Source organism: Paenalcaligenes sp. DL 309 (assembly GCF_057475285.1).
In genome coordinates this window covers 351994-368337 of the sequence record NZ_JBYBKW010000001.1, presented here as the reverse complement: position 1 = coordinate 368337, position 16344 = coordinate 351994, and the positions used below count along the sequence as shown (strand labels likewise).

The 16344-nt window shown below is 45.4% G+C and carries 17 protein-coding genes; 2 read left to right on the top strand and 15 right to left on the bottom strand.

Annotation, left to right across the window (positions count from 1 at the left end):
- Window positions 1–6 precede the first annotated feature (6 nt).
- Window positions 7–279, top strand: coding sequence for a septum formation initiator family protein (locus AC2UZJ_RS01720; protein ID WP_486948390.1), 273 nt, complete (start codon window positions 7–9; stop codon window positions 277–279).
- Here AC2UZJ_RS01720 and AC2UZJ_RS01715 read toward each other — a convergent pair.
- The 12 genes from AC2UZJ_RS01715 to AC2UZJ_RS01660 form a co-directional block, all read right to left on the bottom strand.
- Window positions 276–1043, bottom strand: coding sequence for a TadE/TadG family type IV pilus assembly protein (locus tag AC2UZJ_RS01715; RefSeq protein WP_486948389.1), 768 nt, complete (start codon window positions 1041–1043; stop codon window positions 276–278). The two genes, AC2UZJ_RS01720 and AC2UZJ_RS01715, sit on opposite strands and share 4 nt — an antisense overlap.
- Before the next feature lie 65 nt (window positions 1044–1108).
- A complete protein-coding gene (gene hslO, locus AC2UZJ_RS01710) occupies window positions 1109–2035 on the bottom strand; it encodes an Hsp33 family molecular chaperone HslO (RefSeq protein WP_486948388.1) in 927 nt (308 codons plus the stop codon).
- A gap of 13 nt (window positions 2036–2048) precedes the next feature.
- Window positions 2049–2570, bottom strand: a complete 522-nt coding sequence (locus tag AC2UZJ_RS01705; protein WP_486948387.1) for an RDD family protein — start codon at window positions 2568–2570, stop codon at window positions 2049–2051.
- Window positions 2571–2584: 14 nt separating this feature from the next.
- Window positions 2585–4021: a THUMP domain-containing class I SAM-dependent RNA methyltransferase gene (locus AC2UZJ_RS01700; protein WP_486948386.1), complete on the bottom strand. Its 1437-nt coding sequence runs from the start codon at window positions 4019–4021 to the stop codon at window positions 2585–2587.
- Window positions 4022–4026: 5 nt separating this feature from the next.
- A complete protein-coding gene (locus AC2UZJ_RS01695; RefSeq protein WP_486948385.1) occupies window positions 4027–4446 on the bottom strand; it encodes a CopD family protein in 420 nt (139 codons plus the stop codon).
- Window positions 4447–4448: 2 nt separating this feature from the next.
- Entirely contained in the window at window positions 4449–5735 is a 1287-nt protein-coding gene (locus AC2UZJ_RS01690; RefSeq protein WP_486948384.1) for a glutamate-5-semialdehyde dehydrogenase, read from the bottom strand.
- Between the two features lie 72 nt (window positions 5736–5807).
- A complete protein-coding gene (gene holA, locus AC2UZJ_RS01685) occupies window positions 5808–6815 on the bottom strand; it encodes a DNA polymerase III subunit delta (RefSeq protein ID WP_486948383.1) in 1008 nt (335 codons plus the stop codon).
- Complete coding sequence (locus AC2UZJ_RS01680) at window positions 6812–7414, bottom strand: LPS-assembly lipoprotein LptE (protein WP_486948382.1); 603 nt, start codon at window positions 7412–7414, stop codon at window positions 6812–6814. Before AC2UZJ_RS01680 ends, holA begins: the two co-directional genes overlap by 4 nt.
- A gap of 35 nt (window positions 7415–7449) precedes the next feature.
- Window positions 7450–10104, bottom strand: coding sequence for a leucine--tRNA ligase (gene leuS, locus AC2UZJ_RS01675; RefSeq protein WP_486948381.1), 2655 nt, complete (start codon window positions 10102–10104; stop codon window positions 7450–7452).
- A gap of 123 nt (window positions 10105–10227) precedes the next feature.
- Window positions 10228–10395, bottom strand: coding sequence for a 50S ribosomal protein L33 (gene rpmG, locus AC2UZJ_RS01670; RefSeq protein WP_371016295.1), 168 nt, complete (start codon window positions 10393–10395; stop codon window positions 10228–10230).
- Between the two features lie 59 nt (window positions 10396–10454).
- Complete coding sequence (gene rpmB / locus AC2UZJ_RS01665) at window positions 10455–10691, bottom strand: 50S ribosomal protein L28 (RefSeq protein WP_486948380.1); 237 nt, start codon at window positions 10689–10691, stop codon at window positions 10455–10457.
- A gap of 150 nt (window positions 10692–10841) precedes the next feature.
- Window positions 10842–12044, bottom strand: coding sequence for a multidrug effflux MFS transporter (locus AC2UZJ_RS01660; protein ID WP_486948379.1), 1203 nt, complete (start codon window positions 12042–12044; stop codon window positions 10842–10844).
- A 63-nt stretch (window positions 12045–12107) separates the two neighbouring features.
- On the opposite strand from AC2UZJ_RS01660, the gene AC2UZJ_RS01655 reads away from it, so the two are divergent.
- Window positions 12108–13361 (top strand): class I SAM-dependent methyltransferase, encoded by a 1254-nt coding sequence (locus AC2UZJ_RS01655; protein WP_486948378.1) that lies wholly within the window; start codon window positions 12108–12110, stop codon window positions 13359–13361.
- A 5-nt stretch (window positions 13362–13366) separates the two neighbouring features.
- Here the strand turns inward: AC2UZJ_RS01655 and AC2UZJ_RS01650 are convergent, their stop codons facing one another.
- The 3 genes from AC2UZJ_RS01650 to radC form a co-directional block, all read right to left on the bottom strand.
- Window positions 13367–15118, bottom strand: a complete 1752-nt coding sequence (locus tag AC2UZJ_RS01650) for an ArnT family glycosyltransferase (protein ID WP_486948377.1) — start codon at window positions 15116–15118, stop codon at window positions 13367–13369.
- 54 nt (window positions 15119–15172) lie between these two features.
- Complete coding sequence (locus tag AC2UZJ_RS01645; protein WP_486948376.1) at window positions 15173–15442, bottom strand: type B 50S ribosomal protein L31; 270 nt, start codon at window positions 15440–15442, stop codon at window positions 15173–15175.
- 137 nt (window positions 15443–15579) lie between these two features.
- On the bottom strand, window positions 15580–16257 hold the full coding sequence (radC, locus tag AC2UZJ_RS01640; RefSeq protein WP_486948375.1) for a RadC family protein: 678 nt from the start codon (window positions 16255–16257) through the stop codon (window positions 15580–15582).
- Between the last annotated feature and the right edge of the window lie 87 nt (window positions 16258–16344).

Sequence of the window (16344 nt, the reverse complement as noted above, 5' to 3'; positions counted from 1 at the left end):
CCTATCATGCGTTTTATTTTTGTTTTTCTCTTCGGGCTTTTAGTTTTTTTTAACTACGAGCTTTGGATTGATGAAAGCGGTAATAAAAAAATTGCCGAACTACAGCAAAAAATAAAGCAGCAAGAAGAACGTAATCATGCCGCCCTTACCCGTAATAATGCCATGGCGGCAGAAGTGAAAGATCTGCATGAAGGCGGGCAGGCTGTTGAAGAGTTGGCCCGTTTTGATCAAGGCATGCTTAAAGAAGGTGAGATTTTTGTGCAGATTTTAACCCCCTAATTATTAGTAGCTATAGGCGCACAGCAAAAATCACTGTCACAGCCCTCCAGATATGGAGGGCTGTTACCGTTAGGGGGTTGCCAAGTGTTTGGGGGCAGGGAAGGTTGCCATGGGGGTAAGGGTGGTGCGGCGGGCTCGGGTAAGGAGCCTACCGTAGCAGCTGAGTCTACAGGGCTCATAGAGGAAGCGGGCACCCATGCAGGGGCTGCAGAAGGTTTTTGCCATAGTGCTTGATCTGACTGCATAGCTACTTTGATGTCTGTCACTATAGGCACATAGCCTTTGGCATAAGCATAAATAGCAGCTCTAACCAAAGGTGTTAAGGGTTTATGTAAATAGTGCAGGCGTAGGTGCAAGGTGTTATCTTCAAATATCTGTGTATTGCCTTGTAGGTACTGTAAGGCTTGATAGTCATGTTGTATAGGCTGATTAGAAGGGCTAGACGAGGTGATTTTTTCTATATGCCAGTGTTTTTCATGTTCAGCTTTAAAAGCAAACGCCGGTAGTTTTTGTATGCTGGCCGCAAAGGCTTCGTTAATAATTTGAGGGTGAGCTTGCTGAGTGGCTGCAATGCGTGCGGTGTCTAGTAAAGCGGTATTTAACGCTTGGCGTAATAATAACCAGTGCGTACTTTCAAAGGCAGCTAGCGCTATTAATAAAAACACCAATATAGCAACGGTGTTTTCTAAACTACTCGCACCACGTTGCTTAATAAAAGAGGAAGGGATAATAAAAAGAGAAGGCATGGTGTTAGTTTGAAACAAACTACCATGCCTGCCAAGAGGTGAGTTATACGTAGATATAATTATCTACGTATCTTTGTAATTTTTTAATGTAGCTTATCGCTTTTATCGGCTTCAGGCTGATCACTTTTAGCAATAAACAGCTGTGCACTATCTACCGCATCGAAGGTATAAGGCTTACCACAGAAGTTACAAGAAACCTCTATGCTTTCTTGCTCACTTAAGATAGATTCTATTTCATCACGCCCCAACATATGTAACATATCGGCCACGCGCTCACGAGTACATGGGCAGTGCCATTTCACAGCAGTGGGTTCTAAGAGCATAAGATCTTCTTGCCAAAACAAACGATGCATCAATTCTGAGGCCGGTAAATCAAGTAGCTCTTCACTCTTTACAGTAAGAGCGAGCTGTTGAGCTCGCTCCCAGCTAGGCTCCTCAGGAGCATCCGTGCCTTCTATGTGGCCACCGGTACCAGGTAAACGTTGTAGCAGTAAACCACTGGCTTTTTCAGCATTAGCACTTAGATGAATTTTAGTGTCTAGTTGCTCGGAATGCTTCATGTAGTTTTCTAGTACTTGGGCTAAGTTTTCACCTTCTAAGGGCACTACTCCTTGGTATGGCTCGAAATCACTGCCTGATTTAGGCTCTAACACCACAATGAACTTCCCATTGTCATAAGTGTTAAGTAGATTTTGTAAATTACCATCAACGGGTATTTCTACGTTTTCGCGTAAGGAAACCGTAGCACGTATAGCAAATTCAGACGTGCACTCTACTACCATTAAAGCAATAGGGCCGTCGCCTTGGGCTTGAAGAATTAAAGAGCCATCCAATTTTAAATTGCCCGCTAATAATACCGCTGCTGCAGTAAGCTCCCCTAAAAGATTACGTACGCAGTCTGGATAGTGCTGGTGTTGGAGCCCTGTTTGCCAAGCCTCAGTAAGCTCAACAGTTTGGGCACGTGTGAGCTGGTCTGCAAAGAGATATTTATTTAATTGATCAGTAGTCATAATAGTAAAAGTATTAGGTATTTACTTTTATATGGGGACGAATGTCTACAATACGAGTGCTTGCAAGTCTATCATGTAAAAATTGTTTGTCTGCATCAAACCAGGTCCAGATAAAAATAGTGTAGGGAGCAAAAATTAATAATAAATAGCTACCTTGATTCCCTGATTGCGCTGCTAGTAAATAAACAAACACCATAAATAACAAAGGTAACACCCACATCAGTACATATCTAAACAGCGCACGCCCCCAGCTAAGCTTTCCCCCTACTGCGGTTTGTAGCCGCATGTGCCATGTTTTCATAGGCAATGTTTGGCCATTTTTACGCCATGACAGTAAAAAATATAAACCTATAGTTAAAAATAATATGATTTGACGCGCATCACGTAAAAATAAGGCATGACGACTTTGCGTTAAAAAATCAAATATCAGTAGTACACCAAAGACTAGACCAAATAATAATATGCCTTCGTACAACATACAGAAAAAACGGCGCCAGCGTGAGGGCGTAGGCAGAGTAGTAGTGTGAGAGGGCATAGAGGTTAAGGTGATTAAGGTTTACGGTTACTTGCAGCGACCATTTGAAAATTAAAAAGACGGCAATCTAACGGGCCATTGTAGAGTGGGTGCCTGCGATTTGGTCTTAAACGTAAGTGCGAAGGGAGCTCTAAGTCACTGGTGATGAGGTTTACACTCCAGCCAGCAAAGTTCTGCTTCAAGTGGGAAGCAAATTGCGACCATAACTCCACGTCAGCCTCATCTAAACGCTCGCCGTAAGGCGGGTTAGAAACAATCCAGCCTTTAGCGGCTACGGGTTGAATATTCAAAGCATTACCCACTTCAAAATGAATGGTATTGGCCCCTAAGTGGGCACGCGCTAGGTTTGCTTTGGCGCTTTCAATAGCCGCAGGATTAATATCATAGCCAATTAAAGGCACCTCTATCTCAGGCGCAATATTAGCGCGTGCTTCGTTTTTGATGATTTGCCAAGCACGAGCATCATGGTGACGTAAACGTTCAAAGTGAAAAGGCCGCCAAATCCCTGGAGGGGCACCAAGAGCAATCCATGCCGCCTCAATTAAAATCGTACCACTGCCACAGAAAGGATCAATGAGAGGAGCATTCGGGTCCCAATCAGACAGTGCTAAAAGACCTGCAGCTAAGTTTTCTCGTAAAGGCGCTTCACCTTTATGATGACGCCAACCGCGTTTAAAGAGTGATTCACCGGTACTATCTATATACAGGGTGGCGGAGTCTTCATTTAAAAACACATGTACTTTAGCATCGGGGCGTACGGTATCTACACTAGGGCGTTCGCCTTCACGGTCCCGTAGACGATCACAAATTCCATCTTTCACCCGCAAGTTAGCAAACTGTAGGCTTTGAAAGGGGCTACGAATGGCAGAGGTGTCTACGCGTAACGTTTGCTCAGCACCAAACCAGTTTTCCCAAGGGGTTTGATAAGCCAACTCGTAGAGTTCGTCTTCATTTTCAATTTTCGCAAAACTCATTTGCACTAAAATGCGTGTGGCTAAACGGGAATACAGATTGGCCCGCAACACACCTGACCATTCAGCCGCAAAGTGACAGCCTGCGCGCCCTTGGCTGACGTGATCAAAACCTAAAGCTTGTAACTCAGTGGCTAGGGCTTCTTCTAAACCTTGAGGGCAGGGGGCGAAAATATTATAAAGCTGATCCCGTTCTGCGCTAAAGCGTGCATTGATAGCGGGGCCTTCTACTCTAGGCCTACGGGTGTCCGCCTTGGGTGTAGGGCGTTGCGCTACTTTTTTATAGCCAGAAGGGCTTTTGGCCGGACGTTTAACGGCCCGGCGTGGCGCCTGCTCAGGCTCATCAGTAGTAGTACGAGTCCGTTGCATTTGTATAGCTTGGCGCGCTCTAGCGCCAGAGCGTCTACGTTGATTTTCTATGCCCTCATCGCTCTGTGGTTTTCTTTTTAGAGTGAGGGTTTTTTTGGGAGTGGAAGTCATAAAAATTAAAAGGGTTTAAGTACTACTAAAATGAGCACTACAAGTAGCACTAGAACGGGGATTTCATTAAACCAGCGATAATAAACGTGAGAGCGTGTATTGGTGCCCGCCTTAAAGCGCTCTAAGATGCGCCCACAATACCAATGGTACAAAACCAGCCCTGCAACCAGAGTGATTTTGGCATGAATCCAGCCTGCTCCCATGCCTACCCCAAAATATAAATAGAGGATAAAGCCAGTAATAATTGTGAGAATAGCCAAAGGCATCATGAATCGATAGAGTCTGCGTGACATATCGGACAGCACTTGCAGCGTTTGGGCATCATGCGGCTGAGCCATATTCACGTAGAGACGCGGTAGATAAAATAGCCCAGCAAACCAGGAGGTCATAAAAAGTATGTGAAAGGCTTTAGTCCAAAGATACATGATTAGTTTTGTCCGCGTAGTTGGCCGTTACCGGTGAGTACCCATTTTTGGGTGGTTAAACCTTCTAGTCCTACTGGACCACGGGCGTGTAAACGGTTGGTGGAAATACCGATTTCTGCACCTAAGCCGTATTCAAAACCATCAGCAAAACAAGTGGGTAAATTGACGTAAACGGAGCTGGAATCTACCTCGCGTTGAAAGCGGCGTGCGGCTTCTAGGTTTTCAGTCACAATTGCTTCGGTATGCTCTGAGCTGTATTTACTGATGTGATCTATAGCTTGATCTATGGAAGTCACAATACGCACTGCCAATATAGGCGCTAGGTATTCTGTTTCCCAGTCAGTTTCAGTGGCGGGAGTAATGTTACTTAAGAGGTTTTGAGTGCGTTCACAACCACGTAACTCTACGCCTTTTTCTTGTAGCGCTTGGGCTAGATCAGGTAATACCGCTGGGGCTATTTCACTGTGCACTAATAGGGTTTCCATGGTGCCACAAATGCCGTAACGATAGGTTTTTGCATTAATGGCAATATTATGGGCTTTACTAATGTGGGCATCTTTATCAATATACACATGGCAATTACCATCTAAGTGTTTGATTAAAGGTACCTTGGCTTCAGCAGTGAGACGGGCAATTAGGCTTTTACCTCCACGCGGTACAATTACATCCACGTAATCGGTCATGGCAATTAAATGGCCTACGGCGGCTCTGTCAGTGGTGGCGATGATTTGCACCGCATTTTCCGGCAAGCCTGCTGCGACTAAACCTTCACGAATAATGGCACCCAAAGCTTGATTAGAATGAAAGGCTTCGCTGCCACCACGTAAAATAGTGGCATTTCCTGACTTCAAACATAAAGCCGCTGCGTCAATGGTGACGTTAGGACGTGATTCATAAATAATACCAATTACACCTAAGGGCACACGCATTTGGGCGACGTCCATGCCGTTGGGACGTTTAGTCGTGGGCCCTAAGGAGCCCACCGGGTCAGCCATGGCAGCAATTTGACGTAACCCCGTGGCCATACCGTTAAGCGCTTGTTCCGAGAGCCTAAGTCTGTCGATCATGGCAGCATCTAAGCCGTTCTCTTCAGCGGCACTGAGGTCTTTGGCATTTTCAGATTGTAAAGCCTCATGGTTGGCTTCGATTAAATCAGCCATGGCATTTAAGGCCTTGGCTTTTTGCATATCGGAGGCATTGCGAATAATTTTGGCAGCAGTGCGCGCCTGTTGACCAATTTGCAACATGTCTTGGGCCAAAGTCGTAGTATTAGTAGATGTTTCAGTCATAGCACACCAAAATAAAAATCAGTAATTAGGAGTCAAGAGTCAGGAGTGAGTAATTTGTTTGGACTAAATAGTTTAAGCAGCCAGAGCTACACGTAAACAAAGACGTGCGGTTTCTTCCCAAGCATCGTTTAGCACACCCGGGGTGTTAAGCCCTTTAATAATGCGATCCACCTCTTGGGCGTGGCGCACCGCAGCAGGCCACGTGGAAGCAGGCAGGCGTTGCAAGCAGTGCCGAAGTAGTTTTTCACGAGCACCAAATATGCGTTGTTCGCGCAATGCTTGGTTTAAATCACCGCCACTTTGTTGTATGGCAGAAAGCGTAGCCAACACACGAATTTCATCGCCTACTGCCCATAGTACCAAAGGTAAGGCTTCGCCTTCCCCACGTAAGCCATGCAAAATAGTCAAGGCGCGTTTGGCGTCACCTGAGAGCATAGCATCACGTAAATCAAATACATTATAACGAGCTACATTTAAAACGGCTGTTTGAACTTCACCTAAACTGAGCTCACCTTCAGCATAAATAAGCCCCATTTTTTGTAATTCTTGATGGGCCGCCAGTAAGTTCCCCTCTACCTGATCGGCTAACCAGTGCAAAGCTTCGGTGGTTAGCCGTTGCTTTTGTTGTTGAGCCCGCTGTTGTAACCATTGAGGCAGCTGTTGCTTAGTGACCGTAGGCACATCTACCCATTGTTTTTGGGCTGCCGCATTGAGCGTTTTGGCCCATTTACTATTGCGTGTAGCACGGTCTAAACGAGGAAACTGCAGGAGAAAAACGGTGTCGTAAGAGTTGTTTGTAGAAAACTGCTCACTGAGTTTTATAAGGGCTTCCGCTCCATTACGACCAGGCTTACCACCAGGAATACTGATATCTATAAGGCGTTTATCACCAAATAGAGATAAAGCTTGAGTGACTTCAAATACCTCAGACCAGTCACTGCGGCCATCCATCACAAAACGGTGGCGCTCGTGAAAACCTTGTTGTTGTGCGGCAGCACGAATAGCATCACAGGCCTCTACATGCAGTAGGATTTCATCGCCGCAAATTACGTAGCAGGGTTGTAAAGGCGTCAGCTTCATTCGAAAGAAGTGGCAGAGGCAGGAGGTTGAGAGACGGGTAGGGTAGGCGTAGTGTCTATTCTTAGGTTGTTTTCATAGGCTTGCTGCACATCCATAGAGCTTAAGCGGCGCACTAAACGATCAACCACAGACAACTCCATATCGTCAAACAAAGAGTCAATTTCTAGCTGTTTGGCATAAGAGCTATCTGGATTGTTAGGTATGTCACGTATAACGCTAAGAGTGGTGGGGGGCATTAAAAAGTCTCCCTTATTATCAGTCAGAGAGAATTCCATTAGCAACTGAAGCTCGTAGTTTTCTACTTCACCACTAGGATCTAAGGACAATTCACGTAAATTTCTGTTGTAAGCCAGTTGTAAAAGCTGCACTTCCGCTGCGTCCGATGAGTCCACCAAACGTAAATCAGGTGCGTTCGCAAGTAAGATACGCCGCAATCTAGCCCCAAAGCTGGAGTTTTCCTCTACATTTGTATAGAGCGTAGTAAAGGGTAGGTTATGCGATTGCTTTAGTCTAAAGCCGCAGGCATTTAGACTAAATAAGACGCTTAGCGCCACAGCAAATAGCACTGGCCGCAGCCAGCGCGGGCGTTTATAAGTCATAGTAATTGCCTTAGTGTTGGCGCTAAGCATAATGATCAACCTACTACGTTAACTAAACGGCCAGGCACCACAATGATGCGTTTAGGCTCTAGTCCATTTAAATGCCGTTGAGTGGCCTCGTGTGCGGTGGCCTCTTGCTCTATAACGGTTTTGTCCGCATCTGCGGGCACAGTCAGGGTGCCGCGTAATTTACCATTGACTTGTAGCATGAGACTGATTTCATCGGCTATTAGGGCTTCTTCATCGACTAGGGGCCAGGCGGCATCTAAGAGATCACCAAACGCTGTGCTATAAGCCAAATCTTCCCATAATTTCCATGTGATGTGGGGCACAACTGGATACAATACGCGTAGCAAAATAGAAAAACCTTCGGCGATCACCGCGTGATTCGCTGCATTATCAGCCAGTTTGGCATGATCTAAGGTGTTCAGCATTTTCATGGCGCTAGAGACCACGGTATTGTATTGAATACGCTGATAGTCATAGTCTATTTGCTTAAGAATGCTGTGAATTTCACGGCGTAATGCTTTGGCTTCAGCGTCTAAATCAGTAGGTATGGGTTGTGCTGCACCCGCTTTAAAGGAAGCTTGATGTTTATAAGCAAAATTCCACAATCTACGTAAAAAACGGTTTGAGCCTTCAATGCCGGACTCAGCCCATTCTAAGGTTTGTTCAGGCGGGCTGGCAAACATCACAAATAAGCGTGCGGTGTCAGCACCCATTTCATCAATCAGATGCTGTGGATCTACACCATTGTTTTTAGATTTAGACATGGTGCCTATGCCTTCGTACTGCACTTCAGAGCCATCTGATTTTAAACGGGCTCCCGTAATATTACCTTTGCTATCAGTGACGTTTTCCACATCACTTGGCGCAAAATACTCGATGCCGCCATTAGCGGTGCGTCTGGAGTAGAGGTGATTTAACACCATGCCTTGAGTGAGCAGATTAGTGAAAGGCTCATCAAACTTAATCAAGCCTAAATCACGCATCACCTTAGTCCAAAAGCGCGCATACAGTAAGTGCAACACCGCATGCTCAATACCGCCAATGTATTGATCCATAGGCATCCAGTAATCGGTGCGTTCATCAACCATCGCTTCAGCATTTTTGGCGGAGGTGTAGCGCATGAAATACCAAGATGAGTCCACAAAAGTGTCCATGGTATCCGTTTCACGGCGCGCATCTTTGCCGCAAGATGGGCATTTGCAGCGCAAAAAGTCTTCATCTTTGTTTAGTGGATTACCACTGCCATCTGGAATCAGATGCTCTGGTAGCACCACGGGTAAATCGCTCTCAGGTACCGGTACAGCACCACAGTCATCACAATGGATGATGGGTATAGGTGTGCCCCAATAACGTTGGCGTGAAATGCCCCAGTCGCGTAGACGATAGGTGGTTTTCTTTTCACCTAAGCCTTTTTCTTGTAAGAAGGCAGCAATACGGTCAATGGCCTCGGCAGTAGACAAGCCATCATACTCACCGGAATTCACAGTAAGACCATTGTCTTTGTCTGCATACCAGTCTTGCCATTGGGTGTCAGAGAACTCACCGTCTGCGACTTGTATCACTTGTTTAATGGGTAATTGGTAATTGAGAGCAAACTCAAAATCACGCTCATCGTGCGCGGGTACTCCCATAACGGCCCCATCGCCATAAGACATGAGTACGTAATTACCTACCCATAAGGCCACGGGCTGTTGGGTAATAGGATGAGTCACATAGAGGCCGGTAGGCATGCCTTCTTTATCACGGGTGGCAATATCGGCTTCAGACTGACCGCCTTTTTTACATTTCTCTATGAATTCTGCTAGCTCAGGGTTTGTTTTAGCCGCTTGGGTGGCTAAAGGGTGTTCGGGGGCTACCGCACAGAAAGTTACGCCCATAATGGTGTCAGCGCGAGTGGTGAACACATACATACGACCCTCTTGGATGAGGGCACCGCTATCATCACAAATATCATGGGTAAACGCAAAACGCACACCAAAACTTTTACCTATCCAGTTTTCTTGCATGGTACGCACGCGCTCGGGCCAGCCGGGTAAATGATGCTGCACTTGATCTAAGAGCTCATCGGCGTACTTAGTAATGCCTAAGTAATAACCGGGAATTTCACGTTTTTCTATCAACGCGCCCGAGCGCCAGCCGCGGCCATCTATGACTTGCTCATTAGCTAAGACGGTTTGGTCTATGGGGTCCCAGTTCACGACTTGGGTTTTTCTATAGGCAATACCCGCTTCTAGCATTTTTAAGAAAAACCATTGATTCCACTTGTAGTACTCTGGGTCGCAGGCACACATTTCACGTGACCAATCAATGGCTAAGCCCATGGCATCCATTTGCTTTTTCATGTAAGCAATGTTGTCGTAGGTCCATTTAGCGGGAGGCACTTGTGATTGAATAGCCGCATTTTCAGCCGGCATACCAAAAGCATCCCAACCCATAGGCATGAGTACGTTATAGCCACGCAGTCGGAGTTGGCGCGCCATCACATCATTAATGGTGTAATTACGCACATGGCCCATGTGTAATTTACCGCTAGGATAAGGCAGCATGGAACAGGCATAAAATTTAGGCTTTAAAGAGCCATCTGCATTGGTGGCGTTTTCGCTTACGCGATAGGCGTCGCGGTTTTGCCAGTTTTGTTGGGCTGCGCGTTCGACTTCGTTAGGTTTATAACTTTCCTGCATGAGATTTGGACTACCAAGTAGGAGATGAATAAAATGATTCTTATATTATACCGATACCACACAAAAAAGCCCCGCATGTTTGCAGGGCTCTTTGCCGTAGTCTCGCTGGGTCATACCGTAGTATTAACGTAGACGAGTTTCTTTGTACTCTACGTGTTTGCGTACTACAGGGTCAAATTTTTTGATGACCATTTTCTCAGGAGTATTACGCTTGTTTTTAGTAGTGGTGTAAAAGTGACCAGTACCAGCTGAGGATTCGAGTTTGATTTTCTCGCGAATACCTTTTGCCATAATGTGAGTCCTTTAGGTAACTGTTTTAGTTAAGAGAAGTGAGTGAGCGAAATGTGCGCTTAAACGCGTTCGCCACGAGCACGCATATCAGCTAAAACAGCATCTATACCATTTTTATCGATGGTACGTAATGCATTGGTGGATATACGTAAACGAACCCAGCGGTTTTCACTTTCTACCCAGAAACGACGTGATTGTAGATTAGGCAAAAAACGACGTCTGGTTTTGTTGTTTGCATGAGAAACATTGTTGCCCGACATTGGGCGCTTTCCGGTAACTCGGCATACGCGTGCCATGGTTATACCCCTTTAGAGTCTAAATCGGCTTCCGCGCTTGCAGTAAAAATGTTACTACGGGCGCATTAAAGCACAAAGCTAAATCTGCTTTAGCCTAAGTTGTTCGTAAAACATAACATTCTAATATATATAGTGCTTGCAGTGCAAGTATCAGCCCGGGTGTTTTTCAGCCCTGCGGCCAGAAAACCACGAAATAACCACGCATACGGCTAATACGGAGGCTAACGGGAGAGGGGATAGTTGCTGCCATGAGCTAATGGCTAAACCTGCTATAGCGCCACATAACATTTGTAATGTGCCCATAAGAGCAGAGGCAGCACCTAGACGGCGGCCCTGTTCTGCTAAGGCAAGGGCGGCGGCGTTTGGGCTTATAATACCTTGACATGCCATAAAGCCCATGAGCATCGCCATCATGCCATAAACGTTTATTATACCAAAAAAAGTACAAATCACACCAAAAAGCACAATGCTCAGTTGAGTATTCTGTGCTAATCGTAATAAACGGCTTGGGCTCGCAAAATTCAGCAAACGTACTCCAATTTGTGAAGCCAAAATCAAACAAAAGGCATTTAATCCAAACAACACGCCAAACCAAGCAACCGGAACCTCAAAGACGGTAATAAAGGTACGTGGTGAGCCGCTAATATAAGCAAACATTCCCGCTGAGCCAAAGGCCGCCGCTAAAGAGTAAAATAAAAAACCACGGTGTTTAAAGAGCGCTTTGTAATTCGTAAAAATAGTTTTGGGGTGTAAGGCGGTGATGTGTTCTGGGTCTAAGGTTTCACGCATAAAGAAACTGGTAGCAAGTAGTAAGGCCACACCACAGAAGGTCATCAGATAAAAAAGGCTACGCCAGCTGGAGAAAAGCAAAATTTGCCCCCCTAAAATGGGTGCCAAAATGGGTGTGGCACCCATAATAAGCATAATCATAGAGAGGGCTTTGGCTGCATCGCGCGTATCGAGCTGGTCACGTATGACGGCACGGGGCATCACTAAACCAGCCGCACCGCCGAAGGCTTGGGCAATACGCCATAAAGTTAAATGTTCAATGTCTTGGCTAAAAGCCACCATACACGTAGCAAAACTAAATAAAATTAAGCCAAAAATTAAGGGTTTTTTGCGCCCAAAGCGGTCTGAAATCGGGCCGTAAAATAACTGAGCTAATGCCATACCAAATAAATAACTGGCCAAGGTACGTTCTACATTTCCCTCACTAGTATTTAAGTCTATTGCCATCATAGGGAAGGCGGGCAAATAGAAATCAATAGCTAAAGGCCCTAGAGCAGTGAGTAAGCCCATTAAAATTAGCCAAGAGGGAAGCTTGCGGCCGAGCTGAGATTTTGGTTGTGGCATGGTAAATTGACTATAAACTTAATGTTGAAAATAAGTAACAAGGAAAAACAAGGAGTAAATACAATGAGTGTTAATGCAGCAGTTCAAGCCGTTTTAGACAAATTACCCTTAAGAACTCGGCTTACTTTGCCTAATGGCAGTCAAATAGGTAGTGAAGACCCTCAGCTGGAAGTTCATGCTAAAACCCCTAAGGTGTTAGCCAACTTGGCGGCTGGGCAAGTGGGGTTATTAGGTGATGATTATGTAAATGGTCAGTTTGAATTTAGTGGCTCAATGCGTGATTTAATGGAGGCTGCTGCTGCTATATTACCTGATACTCCTATGAATGAAGTCAGAGCTGGGATGTTTACGCAACTTATTATGCGTTTACGCTCTGTTTGGCGCCATTCTATGGAGCGTGATGCACAACAAATTGAGTTTCATTATGATTTATCAGATGAGTTTTTTGCCTTATGGTTAGATCCAAGGCGTGTTTACTCTTGTGCTTATTACGATAAGCCAGAAATAGATTTAGCACAGGCCCAAGAGGCTAAATTAGATTTAATTTGCCGTAAGCTTAACTTACAAGCTACAGACCGTTTTCTTGATATGGGAGCAGGTTGGGGCGGTTTATTATTATGGGCAGCCGAGCATTATGGGGTGAATGCAACTGGCATTACGTTGTCACATAATCAACACCGCTACGTAAATCAACTCATCCAAGAAAAAGGGTTAGAGGGGCGGGTACAGATGCATCTGTTGGACTATAGAAAGTTACCTGCAGATCAGCCTTTCGATAAAATTGCTTCAGTTGGGATGTTTGAGCACGTAGGGCGTGCGCAACTTACGGGATATTTTTCTCGTTTATATAATTTATTAACACCCGATGGCTTGGTGTTAAATCATGGTATTACCGCGGGGGGCGTTGATCACACTCAGTTAGGCGCCGGTATGGGGGAGTTTATTGAAAAATATATTTTCCCTGGCGGTGAGCTCACACATGTGAGCCATGTGCTGCATCATTTGGCCGAAGGGGGGCTAGAGTCTTTAGATATAGAAAATTTGCGCCCTCATTATGCACGCACGCTTTGGGCTTGGAGTGATGGTTTAGAGGCCAAATTAAAAGAGGCGCAACAGGTCCTGGAAGGAGAACAAGGTCAGCGTGCTCTACGTGCTTATCGTATGTATTTAGCTGGCTGCGCCATGAGTTTTGAGCATGGGTGGATTAGTTTGCATCAGGTGCTAGCCCAGCGTAGTCAGGTGGTAGCTGCCGAATCATTGGCTCAAACACCCGAGGCAGGTCTATACCCTTGGCGCCGAAATTATATATACAGCTAAGACTGTTATTGCCCCAAACGCAGTAGTCTAAACATCTCATTGCGATCCCCACCACGACGGCCTGCCCAGATTTCTTGGGTAGGCTGGTTAAAAATATTTTGCTCTTCTTTACTTAATTTAGGTGAGGTTTGCTGCAGCACATATGAGCAAGCGGGGTTAAAGCTGAAGTTGAGTTGATTAAAAACGTAAAAAGAAGCTCGTTGGCCCAAGCCTACCCCTACTGCGCGTACGCACTGTTGGGGATTAAGTTGAGTGAGCTGCTGATGTAATTCTTCCGATACATGTCTATAGCTGCGCGCATAATCTAAAGCAGGTAGCCATAAAGTGACAAGCAGTAGCCATGCGGTAATAAGGCCACCCGCTGATAATACCGTGCCGCGCCATAAGGCGGGCGGGTGGGTGCGTAAGCGCCACAGCACTAAACTACCCCAAGCCAAGGTGCCTAGTAAAGCAATAAGTAAAGCTAGCCAAGAGATACTGACATCAAAACCTTGCGTTTGACGATGAATGCTGTGGGCGATTTTAGGTGGCCAGCCTGAGTGCTGCGCTATCCAGCCCAACCAAATGGTGGCAATAATAAGCGAAAAACACATGACTGCAAACCAGTCAAAACTATTAATAGCAGCGCGGCGTAGCGTAGGTAAGGCAAATGCAGCTAGCGCAGAAAAAGGGACCACTAATAAGCTGTATTCAGGCTCAAAGGCATTTTGGTGAAAAAACAAAAGCAAAAAAGGCCCTACAAGCAGACTAAAAGGTACAGCAATATGTGCAAAACGTATCCAAGTACGCCATTGCCACAGTGCAATAATAACTAACGGCCAAGTAGGCCATAAAAACCACAATAAATCGCGCCCAGTATTTAATAAATGATTAAAGCTTGGCCAATGTAATTGTGCTAGATGCCATAAACGCCACTGCTGCCACCAATACTCATATTGTGCAGCCGGAAGAATCCAACAAAGCGCGATGCCGACCGCTATGCCTAGAGTGAGTAAGAGCAGCTTAGCGTGTTGGCGTAAGCTTATACATCCTATAAAAGCGAAAACAATACTAATAACTAGACTGCTTGCAACCCATAGACCTTGGTTTAAAAAACTAAAACCGATGGCTAAACCTAATAAACTAGCACCGCGCCATGGTTTCTTTAGAAATAAGCTAAGGGCATAAAACGCGGTGGAATATAAGGCCAAGCTTAAGGGTACGGTTGATGTTTCGTGCAGGCGTAATAAGATACCAATGGTGGCTACGCATAATAGCAAAGCGGCATCAGCAATCATGCGACCATAAGCGATGGCTGAGGGTTCACCCCCAAAAGGTAAAGGCAGAGGTTGTGCGGCTTTTTGGCTAGCTAACCTAAAAACTCCTTGCCATAGGGTACTGATTAAAATAAGAAAATACAGCAGGTTAGGCAGTCTTGATGCCATGATGTTGGCGTCAAGCTCAGAGCTGAAAAGCTGAAATAGAGGGCTAAAGAGACTAATGCTTAATGCCCCTATCCATATAGATAAAGGGCCTATTTCGGCATAAGCTAAATCACCTATTTGTGGTGTGAGCCATGTTTGCCAGCCTTCGTACTGTAAGGTGCTTAGCATAGTGGCTAAGCCTATTACGTCGTCACTTTTCCAAGGATCCCGAAAAAATAAACCCGCAAAAATATACAATAAGCCCACCGTCCAGAGAATGGGGCGGGGTAATTTATTGGCGGCAGAGCTAATTAAGCGTGCAGGGGTGGAAGAAGGGGTAATAATAGAAGCCATACAGTAAAAAAGCAGCGTTTACGCTGCTTTTGGAGTTTGCTGCAAAGCAAGCTGTTATTCTGCTTTTTTAGCGCGAGTACCAGCTGTGCGAGCAAAACGGGCACGGAATTTCTCAACGCGACCAGTTTCAACGATGCGAGTTTGTGCGCCTGTGTAAAAAGGGTGGGACTCGGAAGTGACGTCACATTTAAACAATGGGTATGTTTTACCATCTAGCTCAATGCTATCACGAGAGTGAAGGGTGGAGCGTGTAATAAATGTGTTGCCAGTTTGTTGGTCCAAGAACACCACTTCGCGGTATTCGGGGTGGATGCCTACTTTCATGATGTTATCCTGTTCTCTTAAAGCGGATCGCCAACAGGTAGTCTAATTTACCTGCCACGTGCCCTGTAAAAAGAAGGATTTTATCATTGAAGAGACGCTTTGCAAAGTTAAATCCATAGTGTGGTGTAAAAGTTGAATCACATTTGGCCTTGTTCAGCTAAAGAGGTGGCGTGGCCCGCGGTAATAATTAAATGGTCCAGCAGTCGGATGTCGACTAAAGATAAGGCTTGTTGAAGATGTTTGGTTAAAGCCAAATCAGCAGCGCTTGGGCTGCGCACTCCGGAAGGGTGATTATGTGCCAAAATAATAGCAGCGGCATGATGCTTAAGCGCAGATTTGACAATTTCTCGTGGGTATACCGAAGCTTGAGTGAGCGTCCCTTTGGAGACTTCTTCACTTAAAATTAAATGCAGTTGATTATCTAAGTAAAGCGCCATGCAATGTTCAATAGTTAAATGGCCCAGTTGGGCGATGCAGTAGTTTTTCACCAAACGGGGTTCATTCATTACGGGGCCTTGTTTTAAGCTTTGCTCTAAGGCGCGTTTATTAATTTCACTAATGGCTTGTAGCTCGCAGGCTTTGGCTTGGCCAATGCCTTTTTGTTGTAGTAACACATCTATATCTGTGGCTAATAAACCGCGTAAACCACCTAGCTTATGCAGTAACTGCTGAGCCAATTCGAGTACCGTATGCTGGCGTGTGCCAGTACGTAGGAGGATTGCAAGTAGTTCTATATCGCTAAGTGCCGCAGGGCCAGATTGCAATAAACGTTCACGAGGCCGCACATTGTTTAGGGATTTGCTGTCAGAAGTCATAGTAGGCATTAAAATAGAAAGATATATAAGTAAATCAATGAATTATTGAAAATATTGAATTAATTCATCAACCAACAAACCAACACA